The organism is Sulfitobacter sp. THAF37 (assembly GCF_009363555.1).
In the GTDB taxonomy this organism is placed as follows: domain Bacteria; phylum Pseudomonadota; class Alphaproteobacteria; order Rhodobacterales; family Rhodobacteraceae; genus Sulfitobacter.
Genome location: NZ_CP045372.1, coordinates 2342265 through 2368492 on the forward strand (window position 1 = coordinate 2342265; position 26228 = coordinate 2368492).

At 64.0% G+C, this 26228-nt stretch carries 26 protein-coding genes and 1 tRNA gene; 10 read left to right on the top strand and 17 right to left on the bottom strand.

The window, feature by feature from the left end:
* Positions 1-65: 65 nt before the first annotated feature.
* The 3 genes from FIU94_RS11430 to FIU94_RS11440 are packed head-to-tail and all read left to right on the top strand — an operon-like array spanning position 66 to position 1481.
* Positions 66-800 carry a heme ABC transporter permease gene (locus FIU94_RS11430; protein WP_152465918.1) on the top strand — a complete coding sequence of 245 codons (735 nt, stop codon included), beginning with the start codon at positions 66-68 and terminating at the stop codon, positions 798-800.
* Positions 800-955: a heme exporter protein CcmD gene (gene ccmD, locus FIU94_RS11435; RefSeq protein ID WP_152467026.1), complete on the top strand. Its 156-nt coding sequence runs from the start codon at positions 800-802 to the stop codon at positions 953-955. The genes FIU94_RS11430 and ccmD overlap by 1 nt, the downstream gene beginning before the upstream one ends.
* Positions 948-1481, top strand: a complete 534-nt coding sequence (locus FIU94_RS11440) for a DsbE family thiol:disulfide interchange protein (protein WP_254702525.1) — start codon at positions 948-950, stop codon at positions 1479-1481. The genes ccmD and FIU94_RS11440 overlap by 8 nt, the downstream gene beginning before the upstream one ends.
* An 83-nt stretch (positions 1482-1564) precedes the next feature.
* Here FIU94_RS11440 and FIU94_RS11445 read toward each other — a convergent pair whose 3' ends face one another.
* Both FIU94_RS11445 and acnA read right to left on the bottom strand, forming a co-directional pair.
* Positions 1565-2848, bottom strand: coding sequence for a serine hydrolase (locus FIU94_RS11445; RefSeq protein WP_152465919.1), 1284 nt, complete (start codon positions 2846-2848; stop codon positions 1565-1567).
* A 308-nt stretch (positions 2849-3156) separates the two neighbouring features.
* Positions 3157-5946 carry an aconitate hydratase AcnA gene (gene acnA, locus FIU94_RS11450; protein ID WP_152465920.1) on the bottom strand — a complete coding sequence of 930 codons (2790 nt, stop codon included), beginning with the start codon at positions 5944-5946 and terminating at the stop codon, positions 3157-3159.
* A gap of 222 nt (positions 5947-6168) precedes the next feature.
* Here acnA and FIU94_RS11455 point away from each other — a divergent pair, with 222 nt between their 5' ends.
* Positions 6169-6867 (top strand): thioredoxin family protein, encoded by a 699-nt coding sequence (locus FIU94_RS11455; protein ID WP_152465921.1) that lies wholly within the window; start codon positions 6169-6171, stop codon positions 6865-6867.
* 281 nt (positions 6868-7148) lie between these two features.
* Here the strand turns inward: FIU94_RS11455 and FIU94_RS11460 are convergent, their stop codons facing one another.
* The 6 genes from FIU94_RS11460 to FIU94_RS11480 all read right to left on the bottom strand — a co-directional run bounded on the left by FIU94_RS11460 (position 7149) and on the right by FIU94_RS11480 (position 12971).
* Entirely contained in the window at positions 7149-8045 is an 897-nt protein-coding gene (locus FIU94_RS11460) for a lysophospholipid acyltransferase family protein (protein ID WP_152465922.1), read from the bottom strand.
* A gap of 85 nt (positions 8046-8130) precedes the next feature.
* Positions 8131-9207, bottom strand: a complete 1077-nt coding sequence (locus FIU94_RS11465) for a flagellar motor switch protein FliG (RefSeq protein ID WP_152465923.1) — start codon at positions 9205-9207, stop codon at positions 8131-8133.
* Between the two features lie 61 nt (positions 9208-9268).
* On the bottom strand, positions 9269-9796 hold the full coding sequence (locus tag FIU94_RS11470; RefSeq protein ID WP_152465924.1) for a tetratricopeptide repeat protein: 528 nt from the start codon (positions 9794-9796) through the stop codon (positions 9269-9271).
* 216 nt (positions 9797-10012) lie between these two features.
* The gene (locus tag FIU94_RS20895; RefSeq protein WP_172975893.1) at positions 10013-10174 is read right to left on the bottom strand and encodes a hypothetical protein; all 162 of its coding nucleotides are present in this window, start codon (positions 10172-10174) and stop codon (positions 10013-10015) included.
* Between the two features lie 197 nt (positions 10175-10371).
* Entirely contained in the window at positions 10372-11682 is a 1311-nt protein-coding gene (purB, locus tag FIU94_RS11475) for an adenylosuccinate lyase (RefSeq protein ID WP_152465925.1), read from the bottom strand.
* 74 nt (positions 11683-11756) lie between these two features.
* Positions 11757-12971 (bottom strand): alpha/beta fold hydrolase, encoded by a 1215-nt coding sequence (locus FIU94_RS11480; protein ID WP_152465926.1) that lies wholly within the window; start codon positions 12969-12971, stop codon positions 11757-11759.
* Positions 12972-13134: 163 nt separating this feature from the next.
* Between FIU94_RS11480 and FIU94_RS11485 the strand changes: the two genes are divergently transcribed.
* Positions 13135-14289 (top strand): PLP-dependent aspartate aminotransferase family protein, encoded by a 1155-nt coding sequence (locus FIU94_RS11485; protein WP_152465927.1) that lies wholly within the window; start codon positions 13135-13137, stop codon positions 14287-14289.
* 35 nt (positions 14290-14324) lie between these two features.
* Positions 14325-15038 carry a DUF3445 domain-containing protein gene (locus FIU94_RS11490; RefSeq protein WP_152465928.1) on the top strand — a complete coding sequence of 238 codons (714 nt, stop codon included), beginning with the start codon at positions 14325-14327 and terminating at the stop codon, positions 15036-15038.
* A 20-nt stretch (positions 15039-15058) separates the two neighbouring features.
* Here FIU94_RS11490 and FIU94_RS11495 read toward each other — a convergent pair whose 3' ends face one another.
* The 5 genes from FIU94_RS11495 to FIU94_RS11515 all read right to left on the bottom strand — a co-directional run bounded on the left by FIU94_RS11495 (position 15059) and on the right by FIU94_RS11515 (position 18843).
* On the bottom strand, positions 15059-15481 hold the full coding sequence (locus FIU94_RS11495) for a glyoxalase superfamily protein (RefSeq protein ID WP_152465929.1): 423 nt from the start codon (positions 15479-15481) through the stop codon (positions 15059-15061).
* A 267-nt stretch (positions 15482-15748) separates the two neighbouring features.
* On the bottom strand, positions 15749-16552 hold the full coding sequence (locus FIU94_RS11500) for a lytic transglycosylase domain-containing protein (protein WP_152465930.1): 804 nt from the start codon (positions 16550-16552) through the stop codon (positions 15749-15751).
* Between the two features lie 101 nt (positions 16553-16653).
* On the bottom strand, positions 16654-16908 hold the full coding sequence (locus tag FIU94_RS11505) for a hypothetical protein (protein ID WP_152465931.1): 255 nt from the start codon (positions 16906-16908) through the stop codon (positions 16654-16656).
* Between the two features lie 158 nt (positions 16909-17066).
* A complete protein-coding gene (glnA, locus tag FIU94_RS11510) occupies positions 17067-18473 on the bottom strand; it encodes a type I glutamate--ammonia ligase (protein WP_152465932.1) in 1407 nt (468 codons plus the stop codon).
* Positions 18474-18504: 31 nt separating this feature from the next.
* Positions 18505-18843 carry a P-II family nitrogen regulator gene (locus FIU94_RS11515; protein ID WP_152465933.1) on the bottom strand — a complete coding sequence of 113 codons (339 nt, stop codon included), beginning with the start codon at positions 18841-18843 and terminating at the stop codon, positions 18505-18507.
* Positions 18844-19003: 160 nt separating this feature from the next.
* On the opposite strand from FIU94_RS11515, the gene FIU94_RS21180 reads away from it, so the two are divergent.
* Together FIU94_RS21180 and FIU94_RS21185 are read left to right on the top strand one after the other, a co-directional pair.
* Entirely contained in the window at positions 19004-19660 is a 657-nt protein-coding gene (locus FIU94_RS21180; RefSeq protein WP_152465934.1) for an NAD(P)H-hydrate epimerase, read from the top strand.
* Between the two features lie 44 nt (positions 19661-19704).
* Positions 19705-20556 (top strand): NAD(P)H-hydrate dehydratase, encoded by an 852-nt coding sequence (locus tag FIU94_RS21185; RefSeq protein WP_152465935.1) that lies wholly within the window; start codon positions 19705-19707, stop codon positions 20554-20556.
* Between the two features lie 2 nt (positions 20557-20558).
* Here the strand turns inward: FIU94_RS21185 and FIU94_RS11530 are convergent, their stop codons facing one another.
* The gene (locus tag FIU94_RS11530; RefSeq protein WP_152465936.1) at positions 20559-21080 is read right to left on the bottom strand and encodes a Hint domain-containing protein; all 522 of its coding nucleotides are present in this window, start codon (positions 21078-21080) and stop codon (positions 20559-20561) included.
* 164 nt (positions 21081-21244) lie between these two features.
* Here FIU94_RS11530 and FIU94_RS11535 point away from each other — a divergent pair.
* Positions 21245-21328: transfer RNA gene (locus FIU94_RS11535), tRNA-Leu, on the top strand.
* A 361-nt stretch (positions 21329-21689) separates the two neighbouring features.
* Here the strand turns inward: FIU94_RS11535 and FIU94_RS11540 are convergent.
* Positions 21690-22709 (bottom strand): 1-aminocyclopropane-1-carboxylate deaminase, encoded by a 1020-nt coding sequence (locus FIU94_RS11540; RefSeq protein ID WP_152465937.1) that lies wholly within the window; start codon positions 22707-22709, stop codon positions 21690-21692.
* 225 nt (positions 22710-22934) lie between these two features.
* On the opposite strand from FIU94_RS11540, the gene FIU94_RS11545 reads away from it, so the two are divergent.
* Positions 22935-23411 (top strand): Lrp/AsnC family transcriptional regulator, encoded by a 477-nt coding sequence (locus FIU94_RS11545; protein ID WP_152465938.1) that lies wholly within the window; start codon positions 22935-22937, stop codon positions 23409-23411.
* Positions 23412-23428: 17 nt separating this feature from the next.
* Here FIU94_RS11545 and FIU94_RS11550 read toward each other — a convergent pair whose 3' ends face one another.
* Together FIU94_RS11550 and FIU94_RS11555 are read right to left on the bottom strand one after the other, a co-directional pair.
* Positions 23429-24946, bottom strand: coding sequence for a malonyl-CoA synthase (locus FIU94_RS11550; RefSeq protein ID WP_152465939.1), 1518 nt, complete (start codon positions 24944-24946; stop codon positions 23429-23431).
* A gap of 3 nt (positions 24947-24949) precedes the next feature.
* Positions 24950-26203: a malonyl-CoA decarboxylase family protein gene (locus tag FIU94_RS11555; RefSeq protein ID WP_152465940.1), complete on the bottom strand. Its 1254-nt coding sequence runs from the start codon at positions 26201-26203 to the stop codon at positions 24950-24952.
* Between the last annotated feature and the right edge of the window lie 25 nt (positions 26204-26228).

The following is a 26228-nucleotide window of genomic DNA, read 5'->3' on the forward strand; positions in this document are numbered from 1 at the left end:
GCCTCGGTCAATCCGTCGCGCCGTCGTGTATTGAGCAGCGCCGCGCGGCAGAGTAGGAGTAGCCCATGTCGATCTGGAGTTATGCAAACCCGGTGAAGTTTCTCACCCTCAGCGCGCGGGTTCAGCCTGTGCTCTGGGTGGTGTCGCTGGGCTGTGTCGCCGTCGGGCTGATCTGGGGCTTCTTCGGCACGCCGGACGATTACCGGCAGGGGTCGACGGTCAAGATCATCTATCTGCACGTACCGGCAGCCCTGATGGCGATCAACGCCTGGTTCATGATGCTGGTGGCCTCGCTGATCTGGCTGGTGCGCCGCCACCACGTCAGCGCCCTGGCGGCCAAGGCCGCGGCCCCCGTGGGGGTCGTGATGACGGTAATCGCCCTGCTGACCGGCGCTCTCTGGGGGCAGCCTATGTGGGGCACGTGGTGGGCCTGGGACCCGCGTCTGACGTCGTTTCTGATCCTGTTCCTCTTCTATCTGGGCTATATCGCTTTGTGGGAGGCGATTGAGGACCCCGACACCGCTGCCGACCTCACGTCGATCCTTTGCCTTGTCGGGTCGGTCTTTGCGGTGCTCAGCCGCTATGCCGTCCGGTTCTGGAATCAGGGGCTGCACCAGGGCACTTCGGTCCCTGTGGCGACCGGCGGGCGCAGCGTGTCAGATGTGTTTTTCTACCCGCTGGTGATCTGCATGGTGGGCTTTGGACTGCTGTTCGTGGCGCTGGTGCTCTACCGCACCGGCACGGAAATCCGGCTGCGCCGCGCGGCGGCACTGCGCGCGCGGGCGGAGAGGACGACATGATGCCCGACCTGGGAAAATACTCGGCCGAGGTGCTGTCGGCCTATGGCATTTCGCTGTTGCTGCTGGCGGTTCTGGTGGTCTGGACCCTGCGCCGGGGCCGTGCGGCCCGCGCCACGCTGGATGCCGCCGAGAAGGAGACAGGGCGCCATGGTTAAACCTCTGATGATCGCGCCGCCCTTGGTCTTTGCCGGCTTCGTGGCGCTGGCCGCTGTCGGCATGTTCCGGGATGATCCAGAGGGGCTGCCCTCGACCCTCGTGGGGCAGGCCGCCCCCGGCGTGCCAGAGGCACCGCTGGACGGCTTTCCGCCCGCCACGGCAGAGATGTTGGCCTCGGGCGAGGTCACGCTGGTCAACTTCTGGGCCAGCTGGTGCCCGCCCTGCCGCGCGGAACACCCCAAGCTGCTGGAAATGGCGGAGGGCGGCATGCCCATCATCGGCATCAACTTCAAGGACCAGAAGGGCACCGCGCGCAAATACCTCGAAGACGATGAAAACCCCTTTGTCGGCGTGGGGTTCGACCCGCAGGGGCGCACCGCGATCGACTGGGGCGTGACCGCCCCGCCCGAGACATTCATCCTGGACGGCGACGGCACGGTGCTGTTCCGGTTTGCCGGCCCATTGGTCGGCAGCGATTACGAGCAGCGGTTCCTGCCCGCCCTGAATGCGGCGCGCGGCGATTAGGGGTGCTGAACGGAAGCATAAAGGCCCGGAGCCCATCCCCCGAAAGCCCTTCCAGGCCCCGCGCATGACGGGGCCCGAACAGATCAATCGTCAGCGCGGCTGTCGATGATCGTCGGATAGACCAGGTTCTTGAAAATGATGCGCAATGGCCCGCGATTGGCGGGAGACTGGATCATCAGCAAGGCGATCATGTCCTCTTTGGGGTCGGTGTAATAGGCCGTTCCGGCGGCGCCGCCCCAGTTGAATTCACCCGCTGAGCCGTAGGACGGCGCGTTGCCATCTTCCAGACGCACGGCATACCCCAGGCCAAACCCGTAACCGGGACCCGGCAAATAGTATTTTCCGGGCTGGATGTCGCCCGTATGGCTCGATGTCATCAATTGCACGGTTTTCGGTGAAAGCAGGCGCACGCCGTTCAATTCACCACCATTCAGCATCATCTGGGCGAATTTCGAGTAATCGTGAACTGTCGACATCAGCCCACCGCCGCCCGATTGGTTCGGCTTGCGCACGCGCGGGTCGAAAACGCGGCCCTCGCCGAGCTGTGCCTGATCCTCGAAAGGTTCTGCGATGCGCGGATGGTCCGCTTCGTCATCCACATAGAACGCCGTGTCGGTCATGCCCAAGGGCTCGAAAATGCGTGTGGTCATGAACTCTTCGAGGCTTTGGCCCGAAACGGTTTCAACCACCGCCCCAAGCACGTCCGTCGACCGCGAGTATTCCCATGTGGTGCCGGGATCATGTTCGAGCGGCAGGCTGGCCAGCAGGTTTGCCTGTTCGATGCCCGTGTTTTCGGCGCTCCAGACATCCGCTTTGTTGTAGGCTTCCCGCGCAGGTCCGGCACCAAAGAAGCCGTAGGTCAGCCCCGAGGTATGCCGCATCAGGTCGAGAACCGTCATCGTGCCTTTCGCAGGCCGGGTTTCAGGATTGCCATCGGCGTCCGTCTCGCCGGTCACGACGGTCAGGTCCTTGAACGCGGGCAGATAGGTGGAGACCGGCGCGTTCAGGATCAGCCGCCCTTCTTCCACCAGCATCATTGCGGCAACGGTGGTGATCGGTTTTGTCATGGAATAGATGCGAAAGATCGTGTCCTCCGTCATCGGTTCGCCATCCGGCGTGCGGTTTCCCATGGTCGACAGATGCGCAATCTGGCCATCCCGGATGAGCATGATCACCGCGCCTGGCGTCATCCCTTTGTCCACGAGCGCGCCGAATGTCGCATCCATGCGCGCCAGGCGTTCGGGATCGAAGCCTAGCTCTTTCGCGTCGCCTCGCGGCAAATTTTCGGCCCACGCGGCACCCAGGCCCGATAAAGCGGTCCCGATGCTGATGGCCCCGATGGCCAAACCCAGTTTTAATCTGTTCATTCTCAGTCCTCCCATTGATGTACCGCCAGAGGGGTACACCGACAGGGTAGGCAACCGGATTGAAGGCTGGCAAGTGTTGCGGGGCGCTTATCCCGCCGGTCTTTGTCAGTGACGCAGGGTTATTGTGCCTGTCAAACGCCATGAACCAATGCTTTTACGGTAACGCGAGATGCTGCACCGGAGCTTGACCGGTGACCGTCAGATACCATCGGGATGACCGCCCCGAGATCCTGCCGAGCGTTTCATAAAAAAGGCCCCCCGCTGCATTTCGCGGCGGGGGGCTTTGCGTCACGCGCCTGAAAGCGTGCTTACTCCGCCGCGATGGCGTCCCCCTTGGCCAGGTCGCGCAGCACGTAGTGCAGCACGCCGCCGTGTTCGATGTATTCGATCTCGATCGCCGTATCGATCCGGCATTTGATCATGATCTCCTTCTTTGACCCGTCGGCCATGATGATCTCGCAGGGCACTTCCTGCAGCGGCTTGATGGTGTCCAGACCGCTGATGCTTACCGTTTCTTCCCCGGTCAGGCCCAGCGTCTTGCGGGTGTCGCCATTGGTGAACTCGAAGGGGATCACGCCCATGCCGACGAGGTTCGAGCGGTGGATGCGCTCGAAGTTCTCGGCGATCACCGCCTTGACGCCCAGCAGCGCCGTGCCCTTGGCCGCCCAGTCGCGCGATGAACCCGCGCCGTACTGTTCGCCGCCGAAGATCACCAGCGGGGTGTCCTTTTCCTGCCAGGCCATCGCCGCGTCGAAGATCGAGGTCTGCTCGCCGTCGGGGCCCTTGGTGTAACCGCCTTCGACGCCGTCGAGCATCTCGTTCTTGATGCGGATGTTGGCGAAGGTGCCGCGCATCATCACCTCGTGGTTGCCGCGACGCGACCCGTAGGAGTTGAACTCGCGCACGGGCACCTGACGTTCGACCAGGTACTGGCCGGCGGGGGTGCTTTCCTTGAACGATCCCGCCGGGCTGATGTGGTCGGTGGTGATCATGTCACCCAGCACCGCGAGGACGCGGGCGTTCTCGATATTGGTGATCTTGCCCGGCTCCGGCGACATGTTCTGGAAGTAGGGCGGGTTCTGGACGTAGGTGGATTGCGGAGGCCAGTCGTAGGTCTTGGCGTCCGTGGTCTCCACGCTCTGCCACTCTTCGTCGCCCTTGAAGACGTCGGCGTATTTCTCCTGAAAGCTCTCGCGCGTGACGGTCTGTTCCACCAGCTCCGCGATTTCCTGGGTGGAGGGCCAGATGTCCTTGAGGTAGACATCGTTGCCGTCCTTGTCCTGGCCCAGAACACCATTGGCCAGATCGACGTTCATGTCGCCCACCAGCGCATAGGCCACCACCAGGGGCGGGGAGGCGAGGTAGTTGGCACGCACGTCGGGCGAAATCCGCCCTTCGAAGTTGCGGTTGCCGGACAGTACGGATGTGCCGATCAGGTCATAGTCGTTGATCGCCTTGCTGATGGCGGGTTCCAGCGGGCCGGAGTTGCCGATGCAGGTGGTGCAGCCATAGCCCACGAGGTTGAAGCCGATCGCATCCAGGTCTTCCTGCAGGTTGGCTGCCTCAAGGTAGGCGCTTACCACCTGTGAGCCGGGGGCGAGCGAGGTCTTGACCCAGGGCTTGCGGGTCAGGCCCAGTTCGCGGGCCTTGCGCGCCACCAGACCGGCCCCGATCATCACATAGGGGTTCGAGGTGTTAGTGCAGGACGTGATCGACGCGATCACGATGGAGCCATCGTGGATCTGGTAGTTGCCGTCCTCGGTCTGCACATAGCCGCGCTTGTGGTTGCCTTCGTCGCCGGGGATGTCGCGCGGTTCGGGCTGGCCGCCTTCGCCTTCCCAGCGGACTTCCGAACTGGCGGACGTGTCTTTGCCCTCGCGCACGCCCTTGACGTATTCCGCGAATGCCGTGTGCGCTTCGGTCAGCGCGATGAAGTCCTGCGGGCGCTTCGGACCCGAAATCGCGGGGACGATGGTGCCCATGTCGAGCTTCAGCGTATCGGTGTAGACCGGCGCGTAGTTTTCATCCCGCCACATGCCGTTCTCCTTGGCATAGGCTTCGACCAGCGCGATGCGGTCCTCTTCGCGGCCCGTGGTGCGCATGTAGCGCAGGGTCTCGCCGTCGATCGGAAAAAAGCCGCATGTGGCGCCGTATTCGGGGGCCATGTTGGCGATGGTCGCGCGGTCGGCCAGCGGCAGCGTGTCGAGCCCGTCGCCGAAGAATTCGACGAACTTGCTGACCACGCCCTTTTCGCGCAGCATCTCGACAACCTTCAGCACCAGGTCGGTACCGGTGGTGCCTTCCACCATCTTGCCGGTCAGCTCGAAGCCGACGACTTCGGGGATCAGCATGGAGATCGGCTGACCCAGCATCGCGGCTTCCGCCTCGATCCCGCCGACGCCCCAGCCGAGCACGGCCGCGCCGTTGACCATGGTGGTGTGGCTGTCGGTGCCCACCAGCGTGTCGGGGTAGGCGACCTCTTCACCGTTCTGGTCCTTGTCGGTCCAGACGGTCTGGGCGAGGTATTCCAGGTTCACCTGGTGGCAGATGCCTGTGCCCGGCGGCACCACGCGGAAGTTGTTGAACGCCTTCTGGCCCCACTTGAGGAAGGTATAGCGTTCGATGTTGCGTTCGTATTCGCGGTCCACGTTCATCTGGAAGGCGCGGGGGTTGCCGAATTCGTCGATCATGACCGAGTGGTCGATGACCAGGTCGACGGGGTTCAGCGGGTTGATCTTGTCCGCGTCGCCGCCCAGCGCCACCAGACCGTCGCGCATCGCGGCAAGGTCGACCACGGCGGGCACGCCGGTAAAGTCCTGCATCAGCACGCGTGCGGGGCGATAGGCAATTTCGCGAGGATTCTTGCCGCCTTTGCTTGCCCATTCGGCGAAGGCCTTGATGTCGTCCACGGTAACGGTCTTGCCGTCCTCGAAGCGCAGCATGTTCTCCAGCACCACCTTGAGCGCGGCAGGCAGCTTGGTGAAGTCGCCCAGCCCTGCCTCCTGCGCCGCGGGGATGGAGTAATAGGCGATTTTCTGATCGCCCGCGCTGAGGGTCTTGCGGGTCTTGGCGGTGTCCTGACCGACTTGAATCGTCATGGAGGGGCTCCCTTGGCTGTGAAAGGTGGCAGTTCTTGACGTCTAGATGGCCTATTGCAGCCCGCGTTTCAATGGGAAACGCGGGCATTGGCATTAAATTGTATACTGTGGTATACCAAGCCTGGCTTTTGGACAGCCCGAGCTTTCAAGAAACATTGATTGGTTATTTCAGGGCCGCATGGATACTACTGGCCGGGTCGTTGCTCCGCAGATTGGAATGAAATGAGATACCTGCTGCCCCTGGTTACTGCGCTGAGCCTTGGCTCCGTGCTTCCCGCGATTTCGCAAGAGAGCCCGGTGGTTGTGGAGCTGTTCACGTCGCAGGGCTGTTCGAGTTGCCCGCCGGCCGATGCCATTCTGGAGGAACTGGCGGAACGGGAGGACGTGATCGCGCTGGCGCTGCACGTGGATTACTGGGACTACATCGGCTGGGAAGACCCCTTTGGCGATCCTGCCCACGCGGACCGGCAACGCGCCTATGCACACAAGGCCGGACGCAAGTCGATCTATACGCCCGAGATGATCGTGCAGGGCGAGACCGACATCGTGGGCGCAAAGCCGATGAAGCTGAGCAAAGCCATTGCCGAACACAATCAGCGCGGCGCCCCGGTTGCGCTGAAGATCGCGCGCGAGGGCGATACACTGAAGATCGAGGCTGAGGCGCTGGAGGAGGTGTCGGGTCCGGTCATCCTGCATATGGTGCGTTACGTGCCACACCGCACCACCACGATCGAACGCGGTGAGAACCGGGGCAAGACGCTGAGCTACGCCAATATCGTCGACGGCTGGCAGGTGCTGGGCCAGTGGGATGGCGCGGCCCCCTTGTCGATGACTGCCGAGATCAGTGGCGACACGCCGGTTGTGGTGATTCTGCAAAGCGATGAGGCTGGCCCGATCCTGGCGGCGCAACGTCTGCGTTAGGCCAAAGGTCGCGTGTTGGCGCGCTCGACCGGACCTGACGTCTGCGGTACTGGCGAACGAAATGTCTACGGCACTGGCGAACGAACTTTCCCACCCCGCCGGATGATGACATTTCATTTATGACATGTCTGCGAAGAACGGTCTGATTCCGTCAGACAGTCCGTCAAACAGTCCGTCAGACAGGGCGGCGCGGCGCGCAGCAACCGAGCAGGCCGTGCGGTCGCGGTGATCGGGAAACATGCCTGCCGCAACATCGACCGCTGAAGGATCGTCAGTCACCGCTATTCGTCGGGCCGCCAGCGGCGGTGGACCCAGAACCACTGCTCGGGATGGGCCCGCACCCTTTCCGACAGGCTGTCGTTCAGCGCCTGCGTCATCGTTTCGGGGTCGCTGTGCGGGATCGGCGCTTCCAGCACGCTGCGAAAGCTGACGCCATCAGGCTGTCGGATGCTGTAGAACGGGATCAGCAGCGCGTCGTAGCGCAGCGCCAATTCCGCCGCCGACACGGCGGTGCGGGCGGGCGCGCCCATGAAATCAAGGATCGGCGCGAACTGCACGTGCTGATCGAACAGCAGAACCAGCTGGCCGCCGTCGCGCAAGTGGCGCACGAAACCTGCCGTGCCGCGCCGTCCCTGCGGAAACACGGGGCCGCCGAAGGCTTCCATCGTCTTGACATAATGTGCGTTGAAATAGGGGTTCTTCATGTCGCGGTAGAGACCGCCGATGTCATGGCCCCGCGCCACAAGGGCCGCCCGGGTGGCCTCGTAATTGCCGAAATGTCCTGTGACCAGGATCACCGGTCTGCCCCGCGCCGCCGCGTCCTCCAAGGCCGTCAGGCCCGGCCCTTCGGGCGTGATGCCCGCCATGCGCGCGGGAAAATCCTTGTGGGAGTAATTCTCGATAAAGGTACGGCCCGCGTTGTCCAGACAGCCCGCTGCGATTTCTCGGTGCCGGTCCGGCGGCAGGTCGGGGCGGATCCGTGCGAGGTTGTCCAGCGCCCGCCTTCGGTATCCGGCGGCGGGACCCAGCACCCTGCGCATCAGCGCGCCAACGGCACGCACCCGTGTCTCATAAGGCAGGGCGAGGGCGCAGCGGATGATGCCGACCGCCAGGCCGTTGGTCAGATAGTGACCGATCTTGCGCCCGAGGGCAGGCGGAGCGGTGGCTGGTTCGGGCATGGGACCACGTGATTGGGGCAGGTCGCACTGACATAGCCCGCGGGGCGCCGCGCAACAAGGGTGGCGCGGGCCTGCTCCTCTTTGGTCAGGCGGCGTCCTCCCCGTCGTCCTCTACCAACAGCAGCAGATCGCCTGCGGCTTCCATCTGGCGAATGGTGCCCACCACGTCGCTCATCGCCGCTTCCGCTTCCGCCGGTTTGAGCTTGCCCGTCTCCGCGATTTCCTCGCGCAGCTGGTCGGCCATGCGGCCCGACATGTTTTCGAGAATGAAATCCCGCGTCGCGGCAAAACCGGCCGCTTCCGCCCCGGCGAGCGCGGTCAGCAGGCTGGCGGGCGGGACCTCGCGCAGGATGCGCGGCACGTCGCGCCGGGCAATGCGGGCGGGGATGTTGCCAAAGGTGAAGATCGCCTTGCGCACCGCGTTGGCAAACCCCTGATCGGTTTCGTCCAGCCCGGTCAACACGTCGTCGCGGGTCATGGTATTGGAGGAATTCAGGATCGCCCCCACCCGCGCCACCGGGTCGCCGTCAAAGGCCCGGGCGGGCTGCGCGTCCAGCTGCATCGCCAGCGACAGGCCGATCCGGTCGACCGCCTCGGGGGTTACGGCGCTGGTCAGCGACACGGCATAGGTGATCCGGCGGGCCTGCGGACCGGGCAGTCGGCCCAGCAATTCGGCCGCCAACGGCACCGGCAGCTTTGCCAGCATCACCGCCGACACCTCCACGCTTTCGTTTTGCAGCACGGGCAGCAGGCTGTCGGCGCCCAGTTCGCGGATGCGTGCCCAAGGGTCGCCCCACTGGCGCACCCCGGCTTCCCTGCGCAGGCGCAGCGCGGTATGGCGGCTGATCTTGCCGTCCAGCGCGTCCAGCGCGCCCGCAATCCCGGCAGGAAATGCCAGGCCGATGCTGTCGATCTCGTCGGCGAATTCGGACGCCACGGCGCAGAGCGTGTCGCGGTCCACCAGCCGCATAGCCCCCATCTGGTGGGTCAGCGCCTCTTGCAGCTCGTCGGGCAGATCCTCCAGCGGGAGGTCCGCCCCCTCGTTCAGCAGCAGGCGCACCACGATGGCAGCCTTTGCCCGCCGGCTGAGGGTGATCGGCGCGCCCGTCGGCGCCACTGCGGGCGCCGAAAGCATGGAGCCGATCGGCACCATATCGTTCATCTGTCTGTCCCCTTCCGTCACTGCGGCGCTTGTGACACGAAAGGATGAAGGAAGCCTGAAATCAGTAGCTGAAGGTGCGCCCCGTGGCGATGGCCTGCCGCAGCGAAGCCTCGGCCCAGGTGCCGCTGCCGCCGTGGGCACGGATCGCCCTGAGCTGATCCATCGCGGCCGCGATATTGCCCGCTTCGACAAAGCCCTGGCCCATGTAGGACCGTGCCAGCACGTTGTCCGGATTGAGCACAAGTGCCTCGCGATAATGGCCCATCGCCCGTTCGGCATTGCCCATCTTGCGATGAACAAAGCCGAGGTAGGTCAGCGTGCGGTCGTCGGTCTGCGGCATCTCGGCCAGAATCACCTGCGCATCTGCGTAGCGCCCGGCATAGGCAAGTTCGCGCACCGTCTCGTACAGCGTATCGACATCGAGGTTGCTGTCCTTGGCGACGATGCAGGTCTTGGTCGCCTTGTCGTAGACCTGCCCGGTCTCGCACTTGGGCTTTTCGGGAGCGGTTTCATTGCCGCCGCCTGCGGCCAGGGCGGCGGTGGTTGCCAACGGCAAGGCGAATGCGGTGGAAAGAAGCAGGACCTTCATCTGGGGTCTCCGGTATGTCGTTACTGTCAAACTGAATAAAAGGGCAGAAACCGCCAGACAGCCAGAAAAAACGTGGCTATATGCGACACGGTTGCGTGATGGACGGTGGCCGCAGGGGGATGCACCGCCTGCGGTCAGGGCGGTCAGGGCGGTCAAGGCGGTCGTGAAAACCCGCGCGGATACGGCGGGTCTGCACGGGAATTCCAGGATGCCGGATCAGGTGCTGACCGGCATGCAGGTTTTCGTGGCGCTGTCGTAGGTAGTGCCGGCGGCACAGGACATCGCCTGTTTCTCCTTGCCATAGGAACATCCGGCGGCGAGGCCGAGGCTCGGCGCGGCGGTGAGGGCAAGGGCAATCGCAAGGGTCTTGATCTTCATGGTCCGTCTCCTTTTGCTTGATTGCTTAAACCTACACCGATTGCGCAATTTTTCAAACCCGGACCTTGCCGTGGCGTCAATGGGGGGGCACTGTGCACAGTCTTCGGGCAGATCGGCGCCCCGACCAACTGCCTGTGCGGAAAGGCGGGCCGGGGATGAGGTATTTTTGGCATAAAGAAGGGGAGGGGGCGCGTTGGTCAGGCCCCGTCGCCGAAGACGCGGGCAAAGATCGTGTCCACATGTTTGGTGTGGTAGCCCATGTCGAATTTCTCTTCGATCTGATCCGTGCCCAGGGCGGCCACCACGTCCGCGTCGGCCAGAAGTTCCTCTTTGAAATCCGTGCGCTGTTCCCAGACCTTGAGCGCGTTGCGCTGGACCATGGCATAGGCGTCCTCGCGGCTCACACCGGCCTGGGTCAGGGCCAGAAGGACGCGCTGGGACATCACGAGGCCGGGGAACTTGTTCATGTTCTCCAGCATGTTCTCGGGGAAGATGATCATCTTGTCCACGACGCCGGTGAGACGGGCAAGGGCGAAATCCAGCGTCACGGTGGCGTCGGGGCCGATCATCCGTTCGACCGAGGAATGCGAGATGTCGCGTTCGTGCCAGAGGGCCACGTTTTCCATCGCCGGGATCACCGCCATGCGGACGAGGCGGGCAAGACCCGTCAGGTTCTCGGTCAGCACCGGGTTCTTCTTGTGTGGCATGGCGGACGAGCCTTTCTGGCCCATCGAGAAGAATTCGGCGCCTTCCAGCACCTCGGTGCGCTGCATGTGGCGGATTTCGATCGCGACGTTTTCGACCGAAGAGGCGATGACGCCAAGCGTGGCGAAGAAGGCGGCGTGCCGGTCGCGGGGGATGACCTGTGTGGAAATGGGCTCGGGCGTGAGGCCGAGCTTGGCGCAGACGTGTTCTTCCACGCGGGGGTCGATATTGGCAAACGTGCCGACCGCGCCCGAGATGGCGCCGGTGGCGACCTCGTCGCGCGCGGTACGCAGGCGCGTGAGGTTGCGGTCCATCTCGGCATAGAAACGTGCAAATGTCAGGCCCATGGTGGTGGGTTCGGCGTGGATGCCGTGGCTGCGGCCCACGCGCAGCGTGTCCTTGTGTTCGATCGCGCGGCGCTTGAGCGCAGCCAGCAGCGCCTCCATATCCGCGATCAGGATGTCGGCGGCACGGACAAGCTGAACGTTCAGGCAGGTGTCCAGCACGTCGGACGAAGTCATGCCCTGATGGACAAAGCGCGCCTCGTCGCTGCCGACATGTTCGGCCAGATGCGTGAGGAAGGCGATGACGTCGTGTTTGGTCACGGCCTCGATCTCGTCGATGCGGGCGACGTCGAATTCCACATCCTTGGCCGTCCACACGGCGTCGGCGTTTTCGCGCGGGATGACACCCAGATCTGCCATGGCGTCGCAGGCATGGGCCTCGATCTCGAACCAGATGCGAAACTTGGTCTCGGGCGACCAGATGGAAACCATTTCGGGGCGGGAATAGCGAGGGATCATGGGGCACCTGTCCGGAAAGCTGACGTTTGCGCGGTGCATAGACCGACAGGGGGCCAAGGACAAGCGGCGCCCCGTTAGTCCAGGAGTTCGGTCACTACGCGAGAGCTGCGTTCCAGCGTGCGGTGCACCGGGCATTTGTCGGCGATCTCCAGCAGCCGCTGGCGCTGGTCGGCGCTCAGGTCTCCGGTCAGGCGAATCCGGCGCTGCCAGGTGTCGATCTTGTCGCCTGAACCGGTCTCGGCGTCTTGGGCATGCACCTTGTCGTGGCAGACATCGACGCTGACATGTTCCAACGGCCAGCCCTTGCGCCGGGCGTACATCCGGATCGTCATCGAGGTACAGGCGCCCAGTCCGGCAGAGAGGAAACCGTAGGGTGTCATCCCCTTGTTCGTGCCGCCGTAGGCGTGCGGCTCGTCCGCCAGGACGTGGTGATGCGGGCCGCTGTTGATGTCGTGCAGAAATCCGTCGGAATCCGCTTCGGCCACGCGCACGACGCCTTCCGGGGCGCCGGGCGGCGGGGCGGGCGGGGTCAGCGGCAGGTACCGCCCCGCCCAGGCGGCGATGACACCGGCGACATATTCCGCGTCGCGCCTGCGCGATACCAGGTGGTCGGCCCCGTCGAGGGTAACAAAGCTCTTGGGGTGCGTCGCGCCCAGGAAAATCTGGCTGGCGCTGTCTATCCCGACGATGTCGTCGGTGGGCGAATGCAGCACCAGCAGGGCCGCGGTCAGCCGCGCCAGCGCCGGCCCCAGCGCACCCTGTTCCACGTCTTCGACAAAGCCCTTGCCGATGCGGAAGGGACGGCCCCCCAGCGTCACCTCGGCCGCGCCCTCGGCCCGGATGCGGGGCAGCGCCTCGGCGAAGTTCCGGGTAACGTGGCCGGGGTCGAAGGGGGCGGCAATGGTCGCCACGGCCTTGACCTCGGGCAGGTCGGGTGCTGCCTTGAGCACCGCAGCACCGCCCAGCGAATGACCAATCAGCAGGGCGGGGGCCATCCCGCGCCCGTCGAGATAGCGGGCGGCGGCGGCAATATCCGCGACATTCGAGGTGAAGGAGGTATTGGCGAATTCCCCCGCCGAATGACCGAGACCGGTGAAATCGAACCGCAGCACCGCGATGCCCATCCCGGCAAGCCGGGCCGCGATCCGGCGGGCTGCGGGGATGTCCTTGCCGCAGGTGAAGCAATGGGCGAAAAGCGCCGTGGCCAGGTGCGGCCCTTCGGGCAGATCCAGCCGGGCGGCAAGGTCGCTGCCGTCATGGCCGGGAAAGGTGATGCGCTCTGTGGCCATGCCGGGCTCCCTGTGTGCTGCAAGCGAGAGTGACCCCCTGCCGCGCCCTGTGCAAGTCCGTGTCACGCCACTGTGACGCGCCGAACCCGACCGTGAACGGGGCTGGCGGGGGCGCGATGCGCCGTGTAGCAAGGGGCACGCACCACGATCGAAAGGGTATTTCATGGCCGCCACGCCTGACAAAAGATTGCAACCGGCCACCCTTGCGGCGCAGGCGGCGGGGGCTGCTGACGCGCATACCGGCGGGGTTGTCCCTGCGGTGCATATGGCCACGACATTTGCGCGCGACGACGATTATGCGCCGCTGGTACCCGGCAACGTCTACCTGCGGTCCCACAACGAGAATGTGCGCGTGGCCGAACGGCTGCTGTCCCGGCTGGAGGGTGCAGCAGACACGCTGCTGTTCCCCTCGGGCATGGCGGCGGTGGCGGCGGTGTTCCGCACCGTGCCCAACGGGGCCAGCATCCTGGTGCAAAGCCAGATCTACTGGGGCACCACCGCCTGGATCCGGGCGTTCTGTGCCCGTCGCCAGATCACCCTCCACGAGGTCGAAGCCGCTGATACGGATGCCTTTGCCGCCGCCTGCGCCGCCCACCGGCCCGCCATCGCCTGGGTCGAGACGCCGTCGAACCCCTGGCTGCGGATCGTGGATATCGCCGCCGCGGCAGAGGCGGCGCATGCCGTCGGCGCGCAGCTGGTGGTCGACAGCACGGCGGCCAGCCCGGTCCTGAGCCAGCCGCTGGCCTTGGGCGCGGACATCGTGATGCATTCCGCGACCAAGGGGATCAACGGCCATTCCGACGTTCTGGCCGGCGCACTCTGTGTGGCGGACGGGGAAAGTGAGATCTGGCGCATGGTCCGCGAGGACCGCGACATGGCGGGGGCGGTGCTGGCCCCGATGGAGGCCTGGCTGCTGACGCGGGGGATGCGCACATTGCCGCTCCGGATGCGGGAAATGTCGCGCTCCGCCCAGGCGCTGGCGGCATACCTGTCGGATCACCCACGGGTAGAAGAGGTGATGTATCCCGGTCTGCCGGATCATCCGGGCCATGCGTTGGCGGCGCGTCAGATGCAGGGCGGCTTTGGCGGACTGCTGTCATTTGTCGTGAAGGGCGGGGCGCAGGCGGCCCTTCAGGCGGCGGGCCGGTTGCAACTGTTCCACAGGGCGACGTCGCTCGGCGGGGTCGAAAGCCTGGTGGAGCATCGCCACACGATCGAGCCGGATACCGGCATTCCCGAGGGGCTGCTGCGGCTGTCGGTCGGGATCGAAGATGTGGGGGATCTGCGCGATGATCTGGCGCAGGCGCTGGGGCAATAGGGTCCGGTTCCCCTCCTGACCCAAGGGTGCGCGCGATGAAAGAGATACTGCACAGCTGCCTGCCACCCGAGATGTCGCAGGACCGGCCTCTTCCGGGTGTTGCCCCCTGCGGGGCGACGGACTGGTTGCGGGTGGATGAAACCTATTCCGCGCAGATGGCTTATCGCGCGGCGCTGCTGGCGGAGCGGCCCGACAAGGTATTGTGGGAGCCGCCCGAGGCCCGCGCCGCCGCGACCGAGGTGCTGGAGGAGGCGCTGGCCCTGTTGCCGGGGCTCGGCTTCTCGGTCGAAGGCAACCGGGTGATCTGCCCGGACGGGCGCAGGGTGGTGCTGGACTGGGAGGCGCCCCTGCGCACGCTGGGGCATCTTGTGCAGCAGGACATCTGCGTGATGGACAAGCGCGGGGATGAACATGTGCTGGTGGCGGCGGTGTTGTGCTTTCCGGCGAGCTGGCGGTTGGCCGACAAGGCGGGGCGGCCCCTGGTCGCGATCCACGCGCCGGTGGCGGAATATGACGCCGGTCTGGCGCGGCGGGTGCAGCGGCTGTTCGATGGGGTGCAGCCAGGCCGTCCGCTGTGGCGGTTCAACCGGCTGCCTTATGCTGACAGCGACCTGCATCATCCCACGCGCGCGGATCCCACCGCGCCCTGCCGCTATCTGCGGGCGGAGCGCCAGTGCGTGGTACGGATGCCGCGCAGCAGGGCGGTTGCCTTTACCATCCACACGCATGTGGTGCGGCGCGCGGGCTGATCCCGCGCGCCGCCCCGGTGTCAAATCGGGTCCAGCACCATATGGGGCTGGCCGTCCGAGGTCTTTTGCGGCGATTGGCCGTGCGCGTTCACCGTCGTGTTGACCTGCCGCCGGAACGAACTGAACAGGTCCGACGTGACCACGTCGATCGGTCTGTCGAACCGCAGTGTCAGCGCCCAGTAGCCCGAGGAAGACTGCCGCGCCGCCTTGACCTCGGCCACAAAGGGATGACCCAGGTAGCGGCCTGTCACACGCTGACCCGGCGCCCAGCCGGGATGGCTGTTTGCGGCACGCGCGGCGATGGTGTTCCAGTCGCGTGCGCCCCACTGGTGGGCCACGGTTTCCAGTGCTTCGGCATGGCTGAGCATCTGGCCACGGGCAGCCAGATCGGCGCGCAGGCGTTTGGCCTGCGCCTTGAGAACGTCACGGGAAGGGGTATTCATGTCTACACTCCGTCTCGCATGAAGTGACGTGGGGGTCCGCGTTGCCCATCAATCTAGCGAGATTGAAGGTAGGTCATCGTTCAGGACTTCACCGGAATGCGGACGGCAGGGGCCTGACCCTGAGGCCCAGATAGGGGGCAGGGCCGGTTTGCGCAAGGGCCTGCGCGCAGCACCTGTCGGCACTGTGGCTTTTGAGTATTTTCGGCATAAAGAAGCCTGGGGGGCCGCGCCACGGGCCGATGTCATGCCCGTGGCGCGGGGCGTCTCTTAACCGTCGATGCGGGCGCCCATGATCGCGATGGCTTGCTGGTAGACGGTGGCGGCGTTCCATTGCTTGATCACGCGGAAGTTCGGCTGCCCTTCCTGGTATCCCTGGCCCGGTTGCCAGCCCTTGCGGCGCAGGAAGTTCGCGGTGGAGGCAAGGGCGTCGGTCTGGTTGTAGAAGTCGACGCGGCCGTCGCCGTTGCCGTCAACGCCGTATTGCAGGGCATTGCCCGGCAGGAACTGGGTATGGCCCAGTTCGCCATGTTTGGCGCCCTTGGTGTTCGAGGTGATCGCGCCGCGATCCACCAGTTTCAGCGCGCCGATGGCGTGCGGCACGAAGAAGCTGGAGCGGCGGCAGTCGTAGGCCAGCGTGGTGATGGCCGACACGACAGAGGAATTGCCCATGAACCCGCCGAAACCGGTTTCCATGCCGTGGATGGCAATCAGCACGCCTGCGGGCACGCCGTAGGACCGTTCCAGCGATTGATAGAAACCGGGGTTCTGTGCCTTGCGTTTACGGCCCTGGGATACAATCGTATCGGCCCCGCGCACCTGCATGAATTTGGACAGCGAGTAGCGAAAGGATTTCTGGTTGCGGTCCGCCGCGATCGTGCCGGAGGCGTAGCTGGCCGACGCCAGCGCATCGAGCCCGCGCTGTCCCACGCCCGCTGCGCGGGCTTCGTTCGCAAAGGCCGCCTTCCAGGCGTTGAAACCGCCCGAGTTGTTCCCGCAGGTCGCGGCGAGGCCCGGTGCGGCGAGCGCGGTCGCGACGCTCAGTGAAAGGGCAAGGGTTCTGAAGTGGCGCATGGTAATCCTCAGCCGGTTGTGAATGTACAGAAATGAAATCTAGATCCGAACCTTAACCCGGCGAATACTTTCTGAAAAGAGCCGCCGAAAAGGTGGCGCGCTCAGTAAGAGAGCATTTTCACCTTTGAGCTGAGAATGCCGGCCATGTCGAGCGGGGTCTCGGTAGGCCTGTCCATTGCCTCCCAGGCGTAGACGGTGCCGCCGGCCATGAAAAAGCACAACATCAGCGGGGTTATCAGCGAACTGCCCAGACTGCGGGTGCGCCGGGGCTTGCGGGCTTGGACGGTGCGTCGGGCCTGCTTCTCAATCCGGTCGATCCGATTGGCGAAAGCGATTTCGTTCGCTGCGTTGCCCATATCCGTGCTGTCCCCCGACCGTGCCATTCACTCGTGCCGACCATCGCAATCAATTTGGGTCGAATTGTGACAAACCGCGGGCCAATTGGCGAAGCCGCACAAAGCAAAAGGGCACCCCCGAAGGGGTGCCCCGATGACAGACCGGCGCGTGGGCGCGATCAGCAGCTGTAGTACATGCCGAATTCGACCGGATGGGGGGTGTGCTCGTACTTGTGCACCTCTTCCATCTTCAGTTCGATGTAGCCTTCGATCTGGTCGCGGGTGAACACGTCACCGGCCAGCAGGAAGTCCATGTCGGCCTGCAGTTCCTCCAGGGCTTCGCGCAGGCTGCCGCAGACGGTCGGGATGTCGGCCAGTTCCTCGGCGGGCAGGTCATAGAGGTTCTTGTCCATCGCTTCGCCCGGGTCGATCTTGTTCTTGATCCCGTCAAGGCCCGCCATCAGCAGCGCAGAGAAGCACAGGTAGGGGTTGGATGCGGGATCGGGGAAACGTGCTTCGACCCGCTTCGCTTTCGGCGACTCGGTCCACGGGATACGCACGCAGCCCGAGCGGTTGCGCGCGGAGTACGCACGCAGAACGGGGGCTTCGAAGCCCGGGATCAGGCGCTTGTAAGAGTTCGTCGACGGGTTGGTGAAGGCGTTCAGCGCCTTGGCGTGGCGCAGGATACCGCCGATGTACCACAGGGCTTCCTGGCTGAGATCGGCATATTTGTCACCGGCAAAGAGCGGCTTGCCGTCTTTCCAGATCGACATGTTCACATGCATGCCCGACCCGTTGTCGCCCGAGATCGGCTTGGGCATGAAAGTGGCCGACTTGCCGTAGGCATGGGCGACGTTATGGATCACGTACTTGTACTTCTGCAGCTCGTCCGCCTGCTTGGTCAGCGTGCCGAAGATCAGGCCCAACTCGTGCTGGCAGGAGGCGACTTCGTGGTGGTGCTTGTCCACCTTCATGCCGAGACGCTTCATGGTGGACAGCATTTCTGCCCGCAGATCCTGCGCCTCGTCCACGGGGTTCACCGGGAAATAGCCGCCCTTGAGGCCCGGACGGTGGCCCATGTTGCCCATCTCGTAATCGGTGTCGGTGTTCCAGGACCCGTCGGATGCATCGACCTCGTAGGACACCTTGTTGATCGAGTTGGAGAACTTCACGTTGTCGAACAGGAAGAACTCGGCCTCGGGACCGAAGAAGGCGGAATCGCCGATACCCGAAGAGATCAGGTAGGCTTCGGCCTTTTCGGCGGTGCCGCGCGGGTCGCGCTCGTAGCTTTCGCCGGTGTCCGGCTCAACGATGGAGCAATGCACGCAGATCGTCTTTTCCGCATAGAAGGGGTCGACGTAGGCGCTTTCGGTGTCCAGCATCAGCTTCATGTCGGAGGCTTCGATGCTTTTCCAGCCTGCGATCGAGGAGCCGTCGAACATGAAACCCTCTTCGATGAAGTCCTCGTCCACCTCATCGCTGCAGACGGTGACGTGCTGCAGCTTGCCGCGCGTGTCGGTGAACCGCACATCGACGTATTCGATGTCTTCGTCCTTGATCTTCTTGAGGAACTCTTTGGTGCTCATGGGCTGTAATCCTTTTGGCAGGTAGTGCTGTTTACAACGCGTCCGAGCCGGTTTCGCCGGTGCGGATGCGAATGGTTTGTTCGACGGGCGTGACGAAGATCTTGCCGTCGCCGATTTTTTCGGTCTTGGCGGCGTCAACGATGGCGGCAATGGCCGCATCCACCTGGTCATCGTCGAGTACGACCTCGACCTTAACCTTGGGCAGGAAATCGACGACATATTCAGCGCCGCGATAGAGTTCGGTGTGGCCCTTCTGGCGCCCGAACCCCTTTACCTCGATCACGGAAAGACCCTGGACGCCGACGTCCTGTAGCGCCTCCTTCACTTCGTCGAGCTTGAAAGGCTTGATGATCGCTTCGATCTTTTTCATGTCGGTCCCTTTTCGAGGAAAGCTTTGGCCAGCAAAGGCATTTCATTTTGACCGGGGGGAATCCATAACAGCTCCGGCCCGAACGGCTTGGATGCAGGTTAATCCGCAGGCGGCGGCGTTAAAACAGGCAAAGAGATTAAATAATGTGCAATAGTGAAACATGAGTGGCGCGGTCCCCGCGGATTGTCTGACCAGCGCGCAGATGCGCGCTGTCGAACGGGCCGCCATGGCATCAGGCGCGGTGACGGGCAGAACCCTGATGGAACGCGCGGGTCGGGGTGTTGTGGAGGCACTGCGCGCTCGGCGATCCGATCTGGTGGTGCCGGGACAGCGTGCAGTGGTGCTGTGCGGGCCGGGAAACAACGGCGGGGACGGCTATGTCATCGCACGCCTGCTGCGTGAGGCGGGGTTGGATGTAGGAGTGTTCGGCATGGGGGCGATACCGGATTTGCCGCCCGACGCCCGGGCCAATGCCGAAGTTTGGCGGGAATTGGGCGAAATTGCCTCGCTGGAGGTTGTTGCCCTGCCCGCTGACGGGGCGCCGGTGCTGGTTATTGATTCGCTTTTCGGGATTGGTCAGCGCGGGCCGCTTGACGATGTGCTGGCGCCGGTGCATCGGGCGGTGGGGCGGTGCCGTGGCGCGGTTTTCATGGTCGCCGTCGATGTGCCGACGGGTTACGATGCCGACGCGGGGACGATGCTGGCCGCGCAGCCGTTGTCCGCCGATCTGATCGTGACGTTTCACCGGGCCAAGCCCGCCCACCGGATGCCGCCACTGGCCGATACGGCGCTGGTGGTGGCGGGGATCGGCCTGTAATCTGAAACGCCGTTTGGCCCGATCGACATGGGAAGGTTCGAAAATTGGTTCACCCTATCACCCGCGACACCCTGGATCTTGCACTGCTGCGCAAAGGGCAGGGGCACAAGTACGACCACGGGCATGTGCTGGTCCTGTCTGGCGGGCCGGGGCGCACCGGGGCCGCGCGGTTGGCGGCGCGGGCGGCGTTGCGCATCGGGGCAGGGGCGGTCACGCTGGGTGTACCCCCTGCCGCGCAGTTGGAAGTCGCGGTTCAGGTCACTGCCGTCATGCTGGCGCGGGTCGGGGATGCCGCCGCCCTGCACGACCTGCTGGCGGAGGGGCGGTTTGCCGCCCTGTGCCTGGGCCCCGGTTTCGGCATGGATGCAAATCAGCAGGCGCTAGTGGAAGGGGCGTTGGACAGTGGGCTGCCCTGTGTGCTCGACGCGGATGCGCTCACGATCATCGGCAAGTCACCGACCCTGATTGCGGGACTGCACGACGCCTGTGTGCTCACCCCGCACCTCGGGGAATTCCGCCGGGTCTTTGGCGACATCGCTGCCAGTTTCGAAGCAAAAACAATGACAAAGGCGCAGGCGACGGCGCAGGCGGCGCAGAAGGCGGGCTGTACCGTGCTGCTTAAAGGGGCTGAGACGACAATCGCCGCGCCGGACGGAAGCGTCACCTGCCACGCTGCCACGGGGGCGCGGGCGGTGCCCTGGTTGGCCACTGCGGGGGCGGGGGATACGCTGGCGGGCATGATCACCGGTCTGCTGGCGCGGGGGGTGGATCCGGCAAGCGCCGCCGAAACGGCGACATGGCTGCACGCGGAATGCGCCCGCAGCTTTGGCCCCGGCCTGATCGCCGAGGACCTGGCAGAGGAGCTGCCAAAGGTTCTGAGGGGACTGGGCCTTTAGGATCAGGCGGCGTGCAGAACCGCGCCGCGTGCCTTGGCCGCATCGGCCGTTCCCAGTTCCAGCCCGTCGGCATAAAGGATATGCGGGCCGTCACAGAAGATCTGGAACAGAGTTGTTTCTGTCGTGCCAAGGTCGGTGATGAATTCGTTGTCCACCAGCGTGCGTGCGGCCACCAATGCGCGTTCCGAATTGAACAATGCCCGCGCGCGCCAGTCGCGGATCAGCACCATCTGGTCCCCCGCAAGGATCGCGTCCCGCTCGGGCCGGGTGTGGCCCAGTGATCCCGCAGACAGCCCGATCTGATGCACGGCCCGTGTGCTGCGCTGGATGTGCATGACCTTGGAAATGCCGGTATCGCGGGTGATGATCTTGTCGCCCACCGACAGAAATTCCACCGGAATCTCTCCGTCGAGCGTGAGCAACATGGCACCTTGGACCAGTCCTGTATCCAGGACGGCGTAAGGGGAGTACTGGCCCGCATGGCGATCATTGTCGCCTACGCGCCCGACCGTATTCGGTTTCATGGGCGTCACTTTCTTTTTTGTACCTGCCTCAGGTTATCCCGAACATAAGACAACAAAGTGTTAATGTCTTGCCTTTTTTTGGGCCGGACCGCCGCCGAGTTTTTTCTCTCGCCTATCGGCATCGTGTTTGCTAATCAGCGCCTCAGACCGAAATCCGGTCGTGTGCGGGTGTGGCGGAATTGGTAGACGCACCAGATTTAGGTTCTGGCGCCTTTGGCGTGGGGGTTCGAGTCCCTTCACCCGCACCACTGGCTCTTCCGAAGGAAGATGCCGCAACTCTCGAAACAACAGCATGCGGCAGTCGCTCCAAGGGAGCGATGAGAGCATTTGGCTCTAGGTCTCTCTTTTCACCCGCACCACTTTGAAATGGCCTATCGCATTCGGCTACCTGAGGCCGGTTTGGTTCCAGGTTTACGCGTCTCACCCGCTCCAAAGCTCGGAAAACTCAGCTCTTTACAGCACCGCACGGGGCGGCAGCCGCTTTGAAAAATGATGTGAGTGCGGTCTGCCGGTCTTTCGGTTGGCTGTGGCTGAAAACACAAAACGGACCGGGCACGCGAGGCGTGGTCCCGATCCGTTGTCTGCACCGGACGCGCGGCGAAGCGGGGCTCAGCCGTCCTTGTAGTAGTAGCTGTAGCCGTTCAGCGCTGGCGCGCCGCCAAGGTGCGCATAAAGCACCCGAGACCCCTCGGGGAAAAACCCCTTGCGGGTGAGGTCGATCATGCCCTGCATGGATTTGCCCTCGTAGACCGGGTCCGTCATCATCGCTTCGGTCCGGGCCGCGAGGCGGATCGCGTCGTTGGTTTCGTCCGACGGCACCCCATAGGCGGGGTAGGCGTAATCGTTATTGATGACGATGTCCTGCTCGGTGATCTCCTGGCCCAGTTCGACCAGCTCGGCGGTGTTGCGGGCGATCTCCGTCACCTGGGCGCGGGTCTGCTCGGGCGTGGCGGAGGCGTCGATGCCGATCACCCGGTCGGCGCGGCCCTGGTCCTTGAACCCGACGATCATGCCCGCCTGGGTGGAGCCGGTCACGACGCAGACCACGATGTAGTCGAACTTGAACCCCAGTTCTTCCTCCTGCTGGGCGACCTCTTCGGCAAAACCGATGTAGCCCAGTGCGCCGTATTTATGCACCGATGCACCGGCGGGAATGCCGTAGGGGACGCCGCCTTCGTCGCGCACCGACTGCATCGCGTTTTCCCAGCTTTCGCGAATGCCGATGTCGAAACCTTCGTCGACCAGGCGCGAATCCGCACCCATCAGGCGGGTCATCAGAATGTTGCCCACCCGGTCGTAGACGGCATCGAAATGCGGCACCCATTTTTCCTGAACCACCACGCATTTCATGCCGATCTTGGCGGCGGTCGCGGCGACCATGCGGGTGTGGTTGGACTGGACGCCGCCGATGGACACCAGCGTATCGGCCCCAGAGGCAAGCGCGTCCGGCACGATGTATTCGAGCTTGCGCAGTTTGTTGCCGCCCATGGCAAGACCGGAATTGCAGTCGTCCCGCTTTGCGTAGATTTCGACCTTGCCGCCCAGCGCCTCGGACAGGCGCGGCAGGTGTTCGATCGGCGTTTTGCCGTAGGTGAGCGGATAGCGTTCGAATTTCTCAAGCAATGACATGGCTGTCTCCCGTGTTGTCGGCGCTGACACTACCGAATAATGCCAGAGATGTCCTTTCAATATCGAGGGATTTTTTCTATGTATTGCGTGGCAAGAGGTCTGGATAAGGTATGATTTTTCACCAGCGTCCTTCAAATTGAAAGAAATCATCAGACGAGTCCCTGCTCGAATCACGTTCCACTTCACCGCCGGCCGTGCGGTGGCTCAGACAAGGAAACCAAACCCGTGAATGACACACCTGCCGATCCGCTCAGCCGGTCCGAACTCACCCTGTTGCGGTTGCTGCAAGAGGACGGGCGGCAGACCAACGCCGAACTGGCCAAGCGGATCAATGTCAGCGCCGCGACCTGCCACCGGCGCACGCAAAGACTTTTTGACGAAGGCTTCATCACCGGCGTCCGCGCGACCGTGGACCCCCACAAGGTCGGGCTGGGCGCACTGGTCATGGTGGGGATCGTCCTGGACCGGTCCACGCCCGAAAGCTTTGCCGCATTCGAAGAGGCGATCGCCCGGGAGGACGCGATACTGGATTGCGATCTGGTGGCCGGGGACTTCGACTACCTACTGCGGATCAGGGTGTCCGACATGAGCGATTTCAACCGGCTGCATACGCGCAAGCTCATCGCCTTGCCCGGCGTCCGGCAGGCGCGGACCTTTTTTGTGATCAAGGAGGTCAAGTCGAACGCCCCGCTGAAGTTCTGAACTCCGGCAGAGCGGGGTCACTGCGATGTAAACATGTCCTTGTAAGTCTCGCGCAGGACATTCTTCTGGACCTTGCCCATGGTGTTGCGCGGCAGGCTGTCGATCATCACCAGACGGCGCGGATGCTTGAACCGCGCGAGCGGGCCCTTGATCCGTTCCATGATGCTGTCGACGTCCGGGTCCTGACCTTTTTGCGCCACCAGAACGCCCAGCACGGTTTCACCGAAATCGGGATGTGGCACGCCGATCACCGCGCTTTCCAGCACGCCTTCCTGTTCGTCCAGTACCAGCTCCACCTCCTTGGGGTAGATGTTGTACCCGCCCGAGATGATCAGGTCCTTGCCGCGTCCCACGATGCTGACGTAGCCGTCCGCGTCGATCGTGCCCAGGTCGCCGGTGATGAAAAACCCGTCGTCGCGCAGTTCGGCGGCGGTCTTTTCAGGCATCTGCCAATAGCCCTTGAACACGTTCGGCCCGCGCACTTCGATCACGCCGACCTCGCCCTGCGGCAGGGGGGTGCCGGTTTCCGGATCGGTGATCTTCAGCTCGACCCCCGGCAGCGGAAAGCCGACGGTCCCCGCGCGGCGTTCGCCGTCATAGGGGTTCGAGGTGTTCATGTTGGTCTCGGTCATGCCGTAGCGTTCCAGAATGCGCTGGCCGGTGCGCGCTTCGAACTGCACGTGGGTTTCCGCAAGCAGGGGCGCCGAGCCCGAGATGAACAGACGCATATGCGCCGCCGCGTCCCGGGTAAAGCGCGCGTCGTCGAGCAGGCGGGTATAGAACGTCGGCACACCCATCATCGTCGTGGCCTCCGGCATCCGGTCCAGGATGCGATCCAGGTCGAACCCGGACAGGAAGATCATGCTGCCCCCGGCCACCAGCGTCACGTTGGTGGCGACGAACAGGCCATGCGTATGGAAAATCGGCAGGGCGTGCAGCAGCACGTCATCCGCGGTGAATTGCCATTCCTGAACCAGCGTCCGGGCATTCGACAGAAGGTTGGTCTGGGTCAGCATCGCGCCCTTGGACCGGCCTGTCGTGCCGGACGTGTACAGAAAGGCCGCCAGGTCGTCTTCGCTGCGGGGCACGGTGTCGAACTGTTGCGGTGCCTGCGCGGCCTTTTCCGTCAGCGATCCGCTGCCGTCGGCATTCAGCGTCTCGATCCGGGCACCCAGCCGGGTCGCCACCGGGGCCAGGTCCTGCTCTCTGGCGCTATCTGTCACCACCAGGGCGGCACCGCTGTTGTCGATGAAATAGGTCAGCTCGTCGGTCGTATAGGCGGTGTTCAACGGCAGGAACACCAGCCCCGCCTGCGCACAGGCGGCACAGAGCGCCAGCGCCTGCGGCGATTTCGCGACCTGCACGGCCACCCGGTCGTCCGGCGACAGGCCCAGCCCGGTCAGCACATGGGCCATCTGCGCGGCCTCGGCCAGAAAGTCCGCATAGGTGACTTTGCTTCCGTCTGCCAGATGAAGAAACGGCGCGTCACGGCCCGCATTTGCCCCGTAGAGGGTGTCGTAGAGTGGATTGCCCATGTCTTACCTTTCCGCCTTGAGCATGTTGGTGCCCGTTCTGGCCAGAGATGTCACCTCGGAACTGGCGACGATCTTTTGATTTGTCTGAAAATTCTCATGATTTGCCGCGACTTGCGCAAGATCGTAGAGGTAGTTCACCATGACGCCACCCGACTGAGCCTGCCCGTTCGGCGTGTCGTCCGCATCCGCGTGGACCGCATGCACCAGCGCGCCGTTGCCCAGATGAAACCGCGCCACCGGGTCGAAGGGCGCATCATTGGGCCCTCTGGCGTTCAGCAGGTAATGCGCCGCCAGCGCGCGCCGGTCCTCTGGCTCTTGCGGCATCGCGATGCCCTGCGCACTGGCCCATCTGGTCAAAAGCGGAATCGGCGACAGGGTGACAAAGGACTTGAGCATCGGCAGTTCCGCCGCAAGGTCCGCCGCGACCTGTTTGATCAGCGAATTGCCGAACGACACGCTGGCCAGACCCGCCTGACAATTCGAGATCGAGTAGAACACAGCGGTATCACAGCTTTCGGGATCCAGCGCGGTGCGGTCTTCGGCCAGCACCGTCCGGACCGAACCGGGGATGCCGCGGGTCAGGGCGACTTCGACGAAAATCAGCGGCTCATCCGGCATCGCGGGGTGAAAAAAGGCAAAGCAGCGCCGGTCTCGCGGTTGCAGGCGACGGCGCAGGTCGTCCCAGCTTTGGATGGCGTGCACGGCCTCGTAGGCGGTGATCTTCTCCAGGATATGGGCCGGGCTTTCCCAGTTGATCGGGCGCAGCACCAGAAAGCCGCGGTTGAACCAGGACGCAAAGAGGTGCCGGAAGTCGAGGTCCAGCGCCGCCAGTTCCGGGTCGTCGCCGGCCAGCCGCAACAGGTCGGCACGCATCCGCACCAGCGCGCCGGTCGCCCCGGGCACCCGGTTCAGGCGGCGGATCAGTTCCTGTCGCTTCGGCTCTGCCGCCGTCATGAATGCGCGGTAGGTCTGTTTCGACGGGGCCTGTTCATAGGCGTCCAGTGACGTGCGGACCGTCTCCGGGTCGATGTTCATCGCATGGGCGAGGTGACGCAGGAAGCCCAGCTTGCCGTTGTCGTCGAAGCTGGCAAACTGGTCCAGGATATCCTGCGCCAGCGCCAGCTCCGACAGTTCGCCCGCGCTGCCCAGAAGGTCTTCCATCAGATCCTCCACCGGCCGCGCCGAGGGCGCTTTCTGTCCCAGGGTGAGGTGACGGCGATCAAGCATCGTGGAGAGCAGGTCGGCAAGTAACGTCATTGATCTGGTCCTTGTCGTGTCGATC

Excerpts from the sequence above, each read along its gene's own strand:
- FIU94_RS11430 (WP_152465918.1), top strand. The coding sequence starts at position 66 with ATGTCGATCTGGAGTTATGCAAACCCGGTGAAGTTTCTCACCCTCAGC.
- ccmD (WP_152467026.1), top strand. The coding sequence starts at position 800 with ATGCCCGACCTGGGAAAATACTCGGCCGAGGTGCTGTCGGCCTATGGC.
- FIU94_RS11440 (WP_254702525.1), top strand. The coding sequence starts at position 948 with ATGGTTAAACCTCTGATGATCGCGCCGCCCTTGGTCTTTGCCGGCTTC.
- FIU94_RS11445 (WP_152465919.1), bottom strand. The coding sequence starts at position 2,848 with ATGAACAGATTAAAACTGGGTTTGGCCATCGGGGCCATCAGCATCGGG.
- acnA (WP_152465920.1), bottom strand. The coding sequence starts at position 5,946 with ATGACGATTCAAGTCGGTCAGGACACCGCCAAGACCCGCAAGACCCTC.
- FIU94_RS11455 (WP_152465921.1), top strand. The coding sequence starts at position 6,169 with ATGAGATACCTGCTGCCCCTGGTTACTGCGCTGAGCCTTGGCTCCGTG.
- FIU94_RS11460 (WP_152465922.1), bottom strand. The coding sequence starts at position 8,045 with ATGCCCGAACCAGCCACCGCTCCGCCTGCCCTCGGGCGCAAGATCGGT.
- FIU94_RS11465 (WP_152465923.1), bottom strand. The coding sequence starts at position 9,207 with ATGAACGATATGGTGCCGATCGGCTCCATGCTTTCGGCGCCCGCAGTG.
- FIU94_RS11470 (WP_152465924.1), bottom strand. The coding sequence starts at position 9,796 with ATGAAGGTCCTGCTTCTTTCCACCGCATTCGCCTTGCCGTTGGCAACC.
- FIU94_RS20895 (WP_172975893.1), bottom strand. The coding sequence starts at position 10,174 with ATGAAGATCAAGACCCTTGCGATTGCCCTTGCCCTCACCGCCGCGCCG.
- purB (WP_152465925.1), bottom strand. The coding sequence starts at position 11,682 with ATGATCCCTCGCTATTCCCGCCCCGAAATGGTTTCCATCTGGTCGCCC.
- FIU94_RS11480 (WP_152465926.1), bottom strand. The coding sequence starts at position 12,971 with ATGGCCACAGAGCGCATCACCTTTCCCGGCCATGACGGCAGCGACCTT.
- FIU94_RS11485 (WP_152465927.1), top strand. The coding sequence starts at position 13,135 with ATGGCCGCCACGCCTGACAAAAGATTGCAACCGGCCACCCTTGCGGCG.
- FIU94_RS11490 (WP_152465928.1), top strand. The coding sequence starts at position 14,325 with ATGAAAGAGATACTGCACAGCTGCCTGCCACCCGAGATGTCGCAGGAC.
- FIU94_RS11495 (WP_152465929.1), bottom strand. The coding sequence starts at position 15,481 with ATGAATACCCCTTCCCGTGACGTTCTCAAGGCGCAGGCCAAACGCCTG.
- FIU94_RS11500 (WP_152465930.1), bottom strand. The coding sequence starts at position 16,552 with ATGCGCCACTTCAGAACCCTTGCCCTTTCACTGAGCGTCGCGACCGCG.
- FIU94_RS11505 (WP_152465931.1), bottom strand. The coding sequence starts at position 16,908 with ATGGGCAACGCAGCGAACGAAATCGCTTTCGCCAATCGGATCGACCGG.
- glnA (WP_152465932.1), bottom strand. The coding sequence starts at position 18,473 with ATGAGCACCAAAGAGTTCCTCAAGAAGATCAAGGACGAAGACATCGAA.
- FIU94_RS11515 (WP_152465933.1), bottom strand. The coding sequence starts at position 18,843 with ATGAAAAAGATCGAAGCGATCATCAAGCCTTTCAAGCTCGACGAAGTG.
- FIU94_RS21180 (WP_152465934.1), top strand. The coding sequence starts at position 19,004 with ATGAGTGGCGCGGTCCCCGCGGATTGTCTGACCAGCGCGCAGATGCGC.
- FIU94_RS11530 (WP_152465936.1), bottom strand. The coding sequence starts at position 21,080 with ATGAAACCGAATACGGTCGGGCGCGTAGGCGACAATGATCGCCATGCG.
- FIU94_RS11540 (WP_152465937.1), bottom strand. The coding sequence starts at position 22,709 with ATGTCATTGCTTGAGAAATTCGAACGCTATCCGCTCACCTACGGCAAA.
- FIU94_RS11550 (WP_152465939.1), bottom strand. The coding sequence starts at position 24,946 with ATGGGCAATCCACTCTACGACACCCTCTACGGGGCAAATGCGGGCCGT.
- FIU94_RS11555 (WP_152465940.1), bottom strand. The coding sequence starts at position 26,203 with ATGACGTTACTTGCCGACCTGCTCTCCACGATGCTTGATCGCCGTCAC.